Annotated in this window: 13 protein-coding genes and 1 riboswitch; of the genes, 3 read left to right on the forward strand and 10 right to left on the reverse strand. The window is 65.4% G+C overall.

Going from position 1 to position 12,062, the window contains the following annotated elements; genetic code table 11:
- Positions 1-119 precede the first annotated feature (119 nt).
- On the forward strand, positions 120-890 hold the full coding sequence (locus tag AC5RVN_RS08060; protein WP_494041084.1) for an alpha/beta hydrolase family protein: 771 nt from the start codon (positions 120-122) through the stop codon (positions 888-890).
- Here the strand turns inward: AC5RVN_RS08060 and AC5RVN_RS08065 are convergent.
- From AC5RVN_RS08065 to glyA, 10 genes are all read right to left on the reverse strand, one after another.
- Positions 847-1,917, reverse strand: coding sequence for a YihY/virulence factor BrkB family protein (locus AC5RVN_RS08065; RefSeq protein WP_494041343.1), 1,071 nt, complete (start codon positions 1,915-1,917; stop codon positions 847-849). The genes AC5RVN_RS08060 and AC5RVN_RS08065 overlap by 44 nt on opposite strands.
- Before the next feature lie 37 nt (positions 1,918-1,954).
- Positions 1,955-2,620, reverse strand: a complete 666-nt coding sequence (locus AC5RVN_RS08070) for a 2'-5' RNA ligase family protein (protein ID WP_494137570.1) — start codon at positions 2,618-2,620, stop codon at positions 1,955-1,957.
- Positions 2,621-2,681: 61 nt separating this feature from the next.
- Positions 2,682-3,725, reverse strand: coding sequence for a tryptophan--tRNA ligase (gene trpS / locus AC5RVN_RS08075; RefSeq protein WP_494137571.1), 1,044 nt, complete (start codon positions 3,723-3,725; stop codon positions 2,682-2,684).
- Between the two features lie 19 nt (positions 3,726-3,744).
- A complete protein-coding gene (locus AC5RVN_RS08080; protein ID WP_494041087.1) occupies positions 3,745-4,578 on the reverse strand; it encodes an exodeoxyribonuclease III in 834 nt (277 codons plus the stop codon).
- Positions 4,579-4,588: 10 nt separating this feature from the next.
- Positions 4,589-5,149 carry a hypothetical protein gene (locus AC5RVN_RS08085; RefSeq protein WP_494041088.1) on the reverse strand — a complete coding sequence of 187 codons (561 nt, stop codon included), beginning with the start codon at positions 5,147-5,149 and terminating at the stop codon, positions 4,589-4,591.
- Positions 5,150-5,280: 131 nt separating this feature from the next.
- Positions 5,281-6,114, reverse strand: a complete 834-nt coding sequence (locus AC5RVN_RS08090) for an ABC transporter permease (protein WP_494137572.1) — start codon at positions 6,112-6,114, stop codon at positions 5,281-5,283.
- A complete protein-coding gene (locus AC5RVN_RS08095) occupies positions 6,111-6,980 on the reverse strand; it encodes an ABC transporter permease (RefSeq protein ID WP_494137573.1) in 870 nt (289 codons plus the stop codon). Before AC5RVN_RS08095 ends, AC5RVN_RS08090 begins: the two co-directional genes overlap by 4 nt.
- Complete coding sequence (locus AC5RVN_RS08100; RefSeq protein ID WP_494137574.1) at positions 6,973-7,974, reverse strand: ABC transporter ATP-binding protein; 1,002 nt, start codon at positions 7,972-7,974, stop codon at positions 6,973-6,975. Before AC5RVN_RS08100 ends, AC5RVN_RS08095 begins: the two co-directional genes overlap by 8 nt.
- A gap of 124 nt (positions 7,975-8,098) precedes the next feature.
- Entirely contained in the window at positions 8,099-9,004 is a 906-nt protein-coding gene (locus tag AC5RVN_RS08105) for a bifunctional methylenetetrahydrofolate dehydrogenase/methenyltetrahydrofolate cyclohydrolase (RefSeq protein WP_494041092.1), read from the reverse strand.
- 4 nt (positions 9,005-9,008) lie between these two features.
- Complete coding sequence (glyA, locus tag AC5RVN_RS08110) at positions 9,009-10,307, reverse strand: serine hydroxymethyltransferase (RefSeq protein WP_494041093.1); 1,299 nt, start codon at positions 10,305-10,307, stop codon at positions 9,009-9,011.
- 145 nt (positions 10,308-10,452) lie between these two features.
- Positions 10,453-10,538, reverse strand: a riboswitch (ZMP/ZTP riboswitch).
- A gap of 43 nt (positions 10,539-10,581) precedes the next feature.
- Between glyA and purU the strand changes: the two genes are divergently transcribed.
- Together purU and AC5RVN_RS08120 are read left to right on the forward strand one after the other, a co-directional pair.
- Positions 10,582-11,442: a formyltetrahydrofolate deformylase gene (gene purU, locus AC5RVN_RS08115; protein ID WP_494137575.1), complete on the forward strand. Its 861-nt coding sequence runs from the start codon at positions 10,582-10,584 to the stop codon at positions 11,440-11,442.
- Positions 11,443-11,542: 100 nt separating this feature from the next.
- Positions 11,543-12,061, forward strand: coding sequence for a gamma carbonic anhydrase family protein (locus AC5RVN_RS08120; RefSeq protein ID WP_494137576.1), 519 nt, complete (start codon positions 11,543-11,545; stop codon positions 12,059-12,061).
- Position 12,062 lies beyond the last annotated feature (1 nt).

Below are 12,062 nucleotides of genomic sequence, written 5' to 3' on the forward strand. Positions count from 1 at the left end.
CCTGAGGGGTCAGCGCCGTCGTCGTTTCTCCCCACCCGCTCCCTGACCCCGCAAGCTCGGCCAGGGAACCCGGTGGCGTGGGCCCACAGCCATTCGTACCAAACCGAAAGGGGACGGGAGTGTCCCGCTCTGAAAAAGTTACCTTTGCAGGTTCCACCGGCGAAATGCTCTCCGGCATCATCGACGTCCCCGACGGACCGGTGAAAGGGTGGGGCGTCTTCTCCCACGGTTTCACGCTGGGCAAGGACGCGCCCTCCGCTTCACGAATGTGCAAGGCGCTGGCAGACAGCGGGGTGGGCATGCTGCGGTTCGACAACCTGGGCCTGGGCGGCTCGGCCGGCGAATGGTCCGCGGGTTCCTTCAGCCACAAGGTGGCCGACACGGTGAAGGCGGCGGAATTCATGCGCAGCGAGGGGAAGCAAATCTCCCTGCTGGTGGGGCACTCCTTTGGCGGCGCCGCCGTACTGGCTGCTGCGCGGGAAATCCCCGAGCTCGACGCCGTCGCTACCGTTGGCGCCCCCTTCTCGCCCAAGCACGTGGCGCACGTCTTCGACGCCGCCCTGGATAAGATCCTGAACGAAGGCAGCGCGGAAGTGGACCTCGGCGGGAAGCGCGTGGAGATCCGCAAGCATTTTGTGGATGACCTGGAGAACGCTGACCTGACCGACTGCATCAAGCAGCTTCACAAGCCGCTGATGGTGCTGCACTCCCCCACGGACAACACCGTGGGCATCGAAAATGCGAGCACCATCTTCCAGACGGCCCGGCACCCCCGGAACTTCGTGTCCCTTGAAGGCAGCGACCACCTCTTGACAGGGAAGGGACAGGCGGCACGGGCCGCCCGGATTATCGCTGCCTGGGCCGACCAGTACCTCGACGCCGGCCAGTAGCCGGGGCGGCACTGTCAGCCTGCACAAGTGCCTTGCCGGGCGAGACGGGCACCTTTCCGGGCTGGACCTGCCGGGATCCCCAGATGCCCTTCTCCTGCGCCGAAGGCTGGTGCCTGAGGTCGGCTTCCCGGACGGCGGCCCAGCCCGCCGAGACGAGGTAGACCTGGCTCACCAGGTTGAACCAGATCAGCAGGCCGATGATGATGGCGAACGGCGCCAGGATGGGATTGCGGCTGGCGCCGGCCAGCAGTTCGGTGCTGAAAATCTGAAGCACCCCGGTGCCGACTGCCGCCAGGATGGTCCCTTCCAGCAGCGCACGGCGTGAGAGCTTCAGTCCGGCGGCGAACCTGTACATGATGACAGCTGTTGCCCAGCTCAGCACCAGCGGCACGGAGATTTTGACAGACGTGGCCAGGGGCCCGGCCAAGGCGTCGCCGAGCCGCAGGACATCGGAGACCCATCCTGCAGCGGTTCCGAACACCAGGGAGGCGCCGGCACTGATCACCAGCGCCACCCCCAGCAACAGCAGCGTCCCTGCATCCCGCAGCTTCAGGAGGATGGGGTTGACCAGCAGCGGCGGCAGTTCCAGCACGCCGCGCAGGCCGTCACGGATACCGGAAATCCAGCGCAGCGAGGTGATAACGGTGACCAGCGAGCCGATTACCGCTGTCCAGCCCAGTCCGTCCGGATTCAGCATTTCCTGCGGATCCACCAGTCCCGGGCCGCCGTTCAGCTTCAGGAGCCCGGGAGCGCTGGAGGCGGCACTGCTGATGACGATGTCCAGGAGCGCGGGCTGTCCGCGCAGCACCAGTCCGGCAATGGAGAAGCCTGTGGTGAGAAGTCCGGTGATGGAAAAAAACATGTTGAAGCCGATGCCGGCGCTCATTAGCGGCCCGCGCTGCAGACTGTAGTGCCGGAACGCGCGCATCGGCCGGAGGGCGTTGAGCCTGGCTAGGATCCATTGGAACATGGCCATCAGTGCCGGGAAGGAGCCCCCGCCTGCCCTGCGGGCCTTGCCCCATTCCATCCGCTTCCGGATGACGGCGAGCTTCAGCCTGGCCTGTTCAGTGGGAAGTGGCTGTTCTTCCGCTTGCTTGGGCTGCTGCGCCCGGGGCGTCGTCCGCGGGTCCGGTGCCGGCGTCGTTGTCAGTTTCGGTCCCAAAGTCCAGCTCTTCCCGTAGCTGCCAGATGCCGTCAGCATCATGCTCGTAAAGTCCCATGCTAACTACGGGGAAGGTGGCCCTGTAGCTCTTCAGCACCGTTTCGGCTTCGTCGAGGCTTTCCGGGGCGACGTCGTGGGCGATGGTGACGTGCGGGTGGTAGGCGAAGGGCAGATCCCGCTGGAGCGGGCCCTGCTGGAGCTTTTCGTGCAGGTCCACGCAGTCCGAGAAACCGTCTTCCACGTTGATGTACACCACGGGTGAAACCGGACGGAACGACCCGGTGCCGGCGATGGTGACCATAAAGGGGCTTTGGTTCCGGGCCACTTCCCGGACATGCTCCCGCGTGGCTTCCCAGTCCTGCGTCGGAGTGGTGGTAACCAGCGTGATGTGGGCCGGGACCACGTCCGCGAGCGGGTCCCCGAAGGAGGCCCGCCAGCGCTGCAGCTCTTCAGCCACGTCCGGAGGGAAGCCCAGGATGACGCCCACGCTGACGTCTTCCGTGCGGTTGGTGGTGGCAATCCTCCCACCAGTGGCCTCCGCTGGGTCGCCTTGAGGGTTAGCGGACATTCCCGCCGCCTTTGCGGAGCGGGATCCTTCCCTTGCGGTGACTTTGCTGGACGGCATGGCGCTAGCGGACTCCTGCGAGGGAGAAGGACGGGAGGAAGCCCATGCGCTCGTAAACCTGGCCGAGGGTTACCGACGCAATTTCGCGGGCGCGCTCGGCGCCGAGCGCCAGCAGCCGGTCCAGTTCCGCCGGGTCTGACATCAGCTCGTTGGTCCGGTCACGGAGCGGGGTAACGAACTCCACCACCACCTCTGCGAGGTCTACCTTCAGGTGGCCGTACATCTTCCCCTGGTACTCGGTCTCGAGTTCCGCAACGGACTTGCCCGTCAGGGACGAGTAGATGGTCAGCAGGTTCGAGACACCGGGCTTTTCTTCGGTGTCGAACCGGATTTCCGTCCCGGCGTCGGTCACTGCGGACTTGATACGTTTGGCGGCGATCTTCGGATCCTCCAGCAGCTGGATTGCTCCGCTGGGCGACTCGCCGGTCTTGGACATCTTGGCGCTGGGGTTCTGGAGGTCGTAGATCTTGGCGCGTTCCTTGACGATCGTGGCCTCCGGCACTGTGAACGTGGGACCGAACCTTGTGTTGAAGCGCTGGGCCAGGTTCCGGGTCAGCTCCAGGTGCTGGCGCTGGTCCTCCCCCACCGGCACCAGGTCAGTCTGGTACAGCAGGATATCCGCGGCCATGAGGGTGGGATAGGCGAACAGTCCCAGGGTTGCGGCGTCGGCGCCGGACTTCTGCGTTTTGTCCTTGAACTGGGTCATGCGGGAGGCTTCACCGAAACCGGTGATGCAGTTCAACGCCCAGGCCAGCTGGGCGTGCTCGGGCACATGCGACTGGACAAAGAAGATGCTCTTGTCCGGATCAATGCCGGCGGCAATGTACTGGGCAGCGACAATGCGGGTGCGCCTGGCCAGCTCAGCGGGGTCGAAGTCCACGGTGATGGCGTGCAGGTCCGGGATGAAGAACACGGCGTCGTACTCCGCCTGCATGTCCACCCAGTTGCGGACCGCGCCGATGTAGTTGCCAAGATGCAGCGAATCCGCGGTGGGCTTGGCGCCGGAAAGGATGCGCTTTTTGGTTGCCGGGGAAGTCTGGCTAGTCATGGGGAGGAAACCTTCGGGCTCAGAGCTGGTAATCGACTACCAGCGGGGCATGGTCGGAGAAGCGGGTGTCCCACGAAGCGGCCCGGTCCACAACCGCCGAGATGGCGGCCGAAGCCAGTGCAGGGGTGGCCAGGTGGTAGTCGATGCGCCAGCCGGTGTCGTTGTCGAACGCCTTTCCGCGCTGCGACCACCAGGTATAGGGTCCGTCAACCTCGCCGGCCAGGTTGCGGTGGACGTCCTGCCAGCCGATCTCCTCGCCGAAGAACCGGTCAAAGTAGGCGCGTTCTTCGGGCAGGTGGCCCGCCTTCTTGACGTTGCCCTTGGAGTTCCGGATGTCCAAAGGCGTGTGGGCCACGTTGAGGTCCCCCACCACCAGGGCGTGGTCGCTGTGCTTGGTCAGTTCCGGCAAGCGGGTGCTCATGGCATCCAGGAACCGGAACTTGTCGTCCTGTTTGGCGGTGCCCACCTCGCCGGAGTGGACGTAGGCGCTGGCGACCGTGAGCTGGACCGGGCGCCCGGCGGCATCAGCGAACCGGAAGTCAGCCTCTACCCAGCGGCCGGCGGCGGCGAAATAGTCGTCACCGATGCCGTTCCGAGTGTCGAGGGGCTCTTCGCGGGAAGCGATTGCGACGCCGGCTCGGCCTTTGGCTTCAGCCTCGGCATGCAGGATGTGCCAACCGTCACCCAGCAGCTGCCGGACGATGGCGTCGGGCGCGCGGACTTCCTGCAGACAGAGGATGTCCACTTCGCGCGGCTCAAGCCACGCCGCCATGCCGTTTTTGTAAGCGGCACGAAGGCCGTTGACGTTAACGGATGCGATGCGAAGGTGGTCCTTCTTCAATGCCGAGATCACCCGCTCCACTCTAGTCGATGATGGTTCCGGTGACCGGCTCTCCGCCTCCGCCGGAGGACTTGATCATGTCCCTGGCATTCGTGGCTGTGATCTCAATGGTTTCAAGGGCCCGGTTGATGGTGTCCTGGTTGGCGGCCGCACCCTTGGCACGTTCCTCCTCCACCACGCGGATCTGCACCTGGACGATTTTGAAGGAGTGGTCCAGCTTGAGGTCCCGGACCTCTTCGGCCTGGCTCCGCTCGGCAACAACCCGGGTCCCGCCCTGGTCCACGTAGGAGGACGGTCCGCGTCCGGCGGCTGTGGTGAACGCGTTCTGGGCTTCGGTCAGCTTGGCTCCGGCTTTCTTGGCGGCCTTCTGGATACTGAAGACAACAAAGCATGCGAGCGCGAGCCAGAAGGCGGCGATGATGGCAACAACCCAGCCCACGACGTCGTTCTGGTTGGCGGCGAAGATCACTGCCACAACGAACGCGGTGACGAGGACCATCAGCCCCGGTCCGCTGATCCGGAACATGGAAAACCCGCCCCTGGCGGGTTTGGAGGATGATGTGGAGCTGCCCAGAGATTGCATGCACCCATTCTCTCAAACACCGGAGTATGCTTCCGCCGCCTTCCACCCCCGGCGAACACCCCCATCCAAGTAGCAGTAACTGTCGTTTTGAGGGCTAAAAACGACAGTTACTGCTACCTGGTTAGGCCCAGCTACTTCAGGAACAGCGCCCGCAGCCGCACGGTGGTCAGCAGCATTCCGACGGCGGTCATCACCAGGTAGTAGCCGATGTGGAAAGGCGTCGCCGGGGTGAAGATGCCAACGCTGATCTGGCGCAGCAGTTCCACCCCGTGCCACAGCGGCATGGCCTGGATCAGCCATTGGACCGCCTGCGGGTAGACGCTGAGCGGGTAGAACGTGGCGCTGAACAGGAACATGGGCAGCATGATGAAGTTGATCCAGTCCATCTGCTGGAACGTTTTCAGGAAGCTGGTGATCCCCATACCGATGCTGGCGAACCCGAAGGCGATCAGCACAGAGGCCGGAACCATCAGCAGCGCCCACGGCGTGGTGATCAACCCCATCACGCCCATCACCGCGGTGAACCCCATCGCGTAGAGAAGTCCGCGCAGAAGGGCCAGGAGAATCTCACCCAGTGCAACATCCAGCGGCCCCAGAGACGTGTACAGCATGCCCTGGTACAGCTTCGCGAAGTTCATCTTGAAAAAGACGTTCCAGGTTGAGTCGTAGACGGCGCCGTTCATGGCGGAGACTGCCAGCAGGGCCGGGGCAATGTACGCTGCGTAGCTGATCTGCCCGCCACCCGGACCCTGAACGGAACCCACAATGGCGCCCAGCCCCACTCCCATCGCGATCAGGAACAGGACCGGTTCAAAGAAGCCGGAAAGCATCACCAGCCAGTTGGTGCTCTTCGTAGCCAGCAGGCCGCGGGAAATCACCGCCCTGGCGTTGCGGGAATACAGCGGCCCGAACGTCCTGTTGCGGGCTATGTCCGCCGGGCTCTCCTTGTGCATGCCTGCGCTCATCGGCCCATCCTTGCCGCAAACTGCCGCCGCGTCAGGAACCAGCCAAGCACTGCCAGGCCCGCCAGCACCACGGCGTGCAGGAGAGTCAGCAGCGGCGGCTCCTGGTAACCGTAACTGAAGACACGGCCCAGCTCGGTGCCATGCCAGATTGGGGAGATCCAGCCAATCCACCGCACCATCACCGGGAGGCTGTCCAGCGGAAAGAAGGTGCCGGAGAACACGAAGAGCGGCATCACGATGAAACGCATCACCAGCGCGAACTGGCCCTTATCCTCGGTGATGGACGCCGCGTAGGCCATCAGCGGCAGCCCAAAGGAGAGCCCTGCCAGGGTGGCAACCAGGATGGTGGCCCAGCCCCAGCCGCCGGGCGCAGCACCGAAAAGGGCAACGGCCGCAAAATAGACGGCGGACTGCAGCAGGAACCGCAGGGTCACTGCCATGATGTGGCCGGCAGCTATCTGCTGGGGCGTCAGCGGCGAGGCGTGCGGGCCGTAGTACGTCCGGCGCCACTTGAAGCCGTCCATCACGGGAAAGGTGAATTCGTTCGCGGCCGTCATGACTGCTGCCGAGACTACAAGGGCCGGCGCCACGAACGTCACGTAACCCACACCCCCAAAGGCTCCCGCCCCCTGGGAGTCAACAAGTGTGGCCAGCCCCACGCCCATGGCAAACAGGTAGGCCACCGGGTGGCCCACGCTGTACATCATGATGGACCAGCTGTACCCCTTCATCACCCGGAGCACCTGTTCAGCGTAGTAGAAGGCGCCCCAGCGCCTCGCCTTCGCCGCCGCTGCCTCCGGGCTGTGCGCGCGGGCCGGCGCACCCGCCCGGCCTGCCCTTACCCCTGGCCCGGGCTTTTCACTCAACGAGGCTCCTGCCCGTGAGCCGGAGGAACACGTCTTCCAGCGATGACCTCCGGACCAGCGAGGTCAGCGGCCGCAGGCCGCGGGACGCTACCTGCTCGAGGGCGGCCTCGCCGTCGTGCGCGTAAATCAGCACCCGGTCCGGCAGCACCTCAAGCCGCTCCCCGATGCCGTCCAGCTCGGCGGAGATGGTGGCGTTCCGTTCGGATCCGAACCGCAGCTCAACCACCTCCCGGGTGGAGTGGCCGCGGATCAGCTGCGCCGGTGACCCCTCGGCCATGATCCGGCCCTTGTCCACCACGATGAGCCGGTCGCACAGCTGCTCGGCCTCATCCATGTAGTGGGTGGTGAGGATCAGCGTGACGCCCTGCTCCTTGAGCCGGAACAGCCGGTCCCAGAGGATGTGCCGGGCCTGCGGGTCCAGTCCGGTGGTGGGTTCGTCCAGCAGCAGGATCCGCGGTTCGTTAATCAGCGAGCGGGCGATGGTCAGCCGCCGCTTCATGCCTCCGGAAAGTGCATCCACCTTGGACTTTGCCTTGTCCGTCAGCTGGGCAAACTCCAGCAGCTCATCCGCCTTCGGTTTCAGGTAGCTCATGGGCAGCCCGAAGTAGCGCCCGTACACCAGCAGGTTGTCCCGGACGCGCAGTTCCTCGTCCAGGTTGTCCTGCTGCGGCACCACGCCCAGGTGCGCGCGTACTTCCGGCCCGTGGGAATCCGGATCCAGGCCCATGATGCGGAGGCTGCCGGAGGAGCGACGCGTGACCCCGCCGATCATCTTCATGGTGGTGGACTTGCCGGCGCCGTTGGGTCCCAGCAGGCCGAAGGACTCGCCCGCCGGGACGCTGAAGGAGATGCCGTCGACGGCGGTTACCTCGGCGTAGGTCTTGGTTAGGTTCTCCGCGGTGATGACGGTGCGGCGGGCTTCAGTGGGGTGTTCCGCGGCTGGTTCGACGGCGCCGGCGGCGGCGCTGGAGGAAACGCTGGCTTTGTTGTGCACCCTCCGCAGACTAGTAGAGCTGCCGGGCAGGTGAAAGGGGACTTTAACCTGCCCGGGTTAAAGTACGACGGCGGACCGCCCCCGGGTGCACAGGGAGCGGGCCGCCGTCGTTGAGAAGTCCGGACTACCCGGCGTTCGCTGCCTGGCGTTCCGCGGCTTCCACCACGTTGGTCATCAGCAGCGCCACGGTCATCGGGCCGACACCGCCGGGGTTGGGCGAGATCCAGCCCGCCACCTCGGCCGCGGCGGGCTCAATGTCGCCGTGGACCTTGCTCTTGCCCGTTTCGGGATCGGTTTCGCGGGTGACCCCGACGTCGAGCACTGCTGCGCCCGGCTTCACGTCCGCAGCCTTGACGACGTGCTTGGCACCCGCCGCGCCCACAATGACGTCGGCCTGCCGCAGCAGTTCCGAAAGGTTTTCCGTGCCGGTATGCGTCAGGGTCACGGTGGCGTTTACAGCGCGCCGCGTGAGCAGCAGGCCGATGGAACGCCCGATGGTGACTCCACGGCCCACCACCACCACATGCTTGCCGGCGAGGCTGTACCCGTTGCGTTCCAGCAGCTCGATGACGCCGCGGGGCGTGCACGGCAGCGGCGAGGTGATTTCGCCGTTGACGTTGAGCACCAGCCGGCCCAGGTTGGTGGGGTGCAGGCCGTCGGCATCCTTGGCGGGGTCGATGCGCTCAAGGATGGCGTCCGTGTCCAGGTGCTTGGGCAGCGGCAGCTGCACGATGTAACCGTGGCAGGCCGGGTCCGCATTGAGTTCGTCAATCAGGGTCTCAACCTGGGCCTGGGTGGCGTCCCCCGGAAGCTCACGCTGGATCGAGTTCATCCCGATCTCTTCGGACTGCTTGTGCTTCATCGACACATACAGCTGCGATGCCGGATCCGCGCCAACGAGCACGGTGGCGATGCCGGGTGTGACACCGCGGGACTTCAGGGCTGCGACGCGCTCGGTCAGCTCCGACTTGATGGCCGCCGCGGCTGCCTTGCCGTCAAGGATCCTCGCGGTCTGGGTGGTCTTAGTCATGGATTTACCACTCCTCGTGCGTCGGGTAGAGCGGGAAGTCGGCGGCCAGCTTGTCCACGCGGGACTGCAGGGCCTCGACGTCGGCACTGGTGCCGGCCTTCAGCGCGGTGGCGATGATTTCGGCCACCTCGGTGAACTCTGCAGCGCCGAAGCCCCTGGTGGCGAGGGCGGGGGTGCCGATCCGCAGGCCGGAGGTAACCATCGGCGGGCGGGGGTCGAACGGGACGGCGTTGCGGTTGACCGTGATGCCCACGGAGTGCAGGAGGTCTTCAGCCTGCTGGCCGTCCAGCTTTGAGTTGCGGAGGTCAACCAGGACCAGGTGCACGTCGGTGCCCCCGGTCAGGACGGAGACGCCGGCTTCAGCGACGTCGGCCTGGTTGAGGCGGTCGGCGATGATGCGGGCGCCTTCAAGGACGCGCTCCTGGCGCTCCTTGAATTCCTGGGTGCCGGCAATCTTGAAGGCGACTGCCTTGGCTGCGATGACGTGCATGAGCGGACCGCCCTGCTGGCCCGGGAAGACGTTGGAGTTGAGCTTCTTTGCCCACTCCTGCTTGGCCAGGATCACACCCGAGCGCGGACCGGCAAGGGTCTTGTGCACGGTGGAGGTGACGACGTCGGAGTAGGGCACCGGGCTCGGGTGCAGTCCGGCCGCAACGAGGCCGGCGAAGTGTGCCATGTCGGTCCAGAGCAGCGCGCCAACCTCATCGGCGATGGAGCGGAAGGCAGCGAAGTCAAGGTGGCGCGGGTAGGCGGACCAGCCGGCGATGATGACCTGGGGCTTCTCGGCGATGGCCTGCTCGCGGAGCTTGTCCATGTCCACGCGGAAGTTGTCTTCCTCCACCTGGTACGCAGCCACGTTGTAGAGCTTGCCGGAGAAGTTCAGCTTCATGCCATGGGTCAGGTGGCCGCCGTGGGCCAGTGACAAACCGAGGATCTTGTCGCCGGGGGTGATCATGGCGGACAGCGCGGCGGCGTTGGCCTGGGCGCCCGAGTGCGGCTGCACGTTGGCGTACTCGGCGCCGAAGAGGGCCTTGACCCTGTCGATGGCCAGCTGCTCGGCGACGTCGACGTACTCGCAGCCGCCGTAGTAGCGGCGGCCCGGGTAGCCCTCGGCGTACTTGTTGGTGAGTACCGAGCCCTGGGCTTCCATCACGGCGCGGGGGGCGAAGTTCTCGGAAGCAATCATCTCCAGGGTGCCGCGCTGGCGGCCGAGCTCCTGGTTCAGGACTGCTGCGATTTCGGGGTCGAGCTCAGCCAGCGGCTGGTTGCTCACGGCGGTTGTTGAGGTGGCTGTAGTAGTCACGAAGAACTCCTGGCTGGGGATACGGGCACTGCTTAGGTCAGGCTACCGGCTGGCGCACCTTCACAGTGCCTTATGACAGGGTGTGAAAGCGCGGGCATGGCGCTGCGGTACTGACGGGGTGCAGCCCCAATTCCGGCAAGACATGACCCTCGGCCCAGGCGTACGATCCGTGGTCTTCGTGATTGCCGCTCCCTGGTGGTTAGCCACCCAACGCCAGTTGCGACCCTTTCAGCGTACCAAATCCGGGCGCCACCGCGCGGGTAGGCTTGTAGGCGTGAGTGAAGAGCAGCTGAACCAAGCGTACGTAGTAACCCTGTCCTGCCCGGACCGCCCGGGAATCGTCCATGCGGTGACCGGCGCCCTGCTTGCGGCGGGGTGCAATATTACGGATTCGCAGCAGTACGGCAGCCCCGCCACGGGCAATTTCTTCATGCGGGTCGAGGTGACCACGGCGGTCCCCGCGTCAGAGCTTCGTGTTGCCTTGGAGCCGGTGGCAGAAACGTTCGGCATGCAGTGGAGCCTCAACACCGTGAGGCAAAAGGTCCGGACCCTGCTGATGGCCAGCACTGCGGCGCACTGCCTCAACGACCTCCTGTTCCAGCAGCGCTCCGGGACGCTGCCCATTGAGATTCCCGCCATCGTGTCCAATCATCAGGACTTGGCCGGGCTCGCCGGGTTTTACGGCATCCCGTTCCATCACATTCCTGTCACCAGGGACACCAAGGGCCAGGCGGAGGATAAGCTCCGGGCCATCATGGCTGAGCACGATATCGAACTCACGGTCCTGGCCCGCTACATGCAGATCCTCTCCGACGAGCTCTGCACGGACCTCACCGGCAAGGCCATCAACATCCACCACTCCTTCCTGCCGTCCTTCAAGGGCGCCAAGCCGTACCACCAGGCGCACGCCCGGGGTGTGAAGCTGATCGGCGCCACCGCCCACTACGTAACGGCTGCTTTGGACGAGGGCCCCATCATCGAGCAGGAAGTCATCCGGGTGGACCACGCCCGCACGCCGGAACAGTTCGTTCAGATGGGCCGCAACGTCGAGGGCCGCACTCTGGTCCAGGCAGTGCAGTGGCACGCAGAGCACCGGGTGCTGCTGGACGGCAACAGGACTGTCGTCTTCAACTGACGGCCGGGCCTCTGCGAGGTGTGCGCTGCGCCATTTGAACGCCCAAATCGACACATCGCACTACCCGGTTGGGCTGGGGCGGATGTCCTAGGCTTGGCGCATGGCTCCTCTTTACCCTTTCGCCGGCAATTCCCCGGCCATCCACGAATCCGCCTTCGTTGCCCCTACGGCCTCGATCATCGGCAACGCCACCCTGGCTGAGGATGCCAGCGCGTTCTACGGCGTTTCGGTCCGCGCCGACACCGCCGCGATCGCCGTCGGCGCGGGCAGCAACCTGCAGGACAACGTGGTGCTGCACGCGGACCCCGGCTTCCCCTGCACCGTGGGCGAACGCGTGAGCGTGGGGCACGCCGCCGTCGTGCATGGCTGCACGGTGGAAGACGACTGCCTGATTGGCATGGGCGCAACAGTGCTCAACGGGGCGGTGATCGGTTCCGGCTCGCTGGTGGCGGCCGGCGCCGTGGTGCTGGAGGGAACCGTCGTCCCGCCCCGCTCACTCGTGGCGGGCGTCCCGGGCAAGGTCCGGCGCGAACTTACGGATGAGGAGTACGACGGCGTCCGGGCCAACGCTGCCCGGTACGTCGAGCTCGCGGCGCAGCACCGGGAAATGCACGCTTGAA

Source organism: Arthrobacter sp. sptzw32 (genome assembly GCF_059089735.1).

What these genes read in the sequence shown, in the direction of transcription:
- AC5RVN_RS08120 (WP_494137576.1), top strand. Translation starts at nt 11,543, where the DNA reads ATGGCTCCTCTTTACCCTTTCGCCGGCAATTCCCCGGCCATCCACGAA.
- trpS (WP_494137571.1), bottom strand. Translation starts at nt 3,725, where the DNA reads ATGACTAGCCAGACTTCCCCGGCAACCAAAAAGCGCATCCTTTCCGGC.
- AC5RVN_RS08105 (WP_494041092.1), bottom strand. Translation starts at nt 9,004, where the DNA reads ATGACTAAGACCACCCAGACCGCGAGGATCCTTGACGGCAAGGCAGCC.
- AC5RVN_RS08065 (WP_494041343.1), bottom strand. Translation starts at nt 1,917, where the DNA reads ATGGAATGGGGCAAGGCCCGCAGGGCAGGCGGGGGCTCCTTCCCGGCA.
- AC5RVN_RS08070 (WP_494137570.1), bottom strand. Translation starts at nt 2,620, where the DNA reads ATGTCCGCTAACCCTCAAGGCGACCCAGCGGAGGCCACTGGTGGGAGG.
- AC5RVN_RS08090 (WP_494137572.1), bottom strand. Translation starts at nt 6,114, where the DNA reads ATGAGCGCAGGCATGCACAAGGAGAGCCCGGCGGACATAGCCCGCAAC.
- AC5RVN_RS08085 (WP_494041088.1), bottom strand. Translation starts at nt 5,149, where the DNA reads ATGCAATCTCTGGGCAGCTCCACATCATCCTCCAAACCCGCCAGGGGC.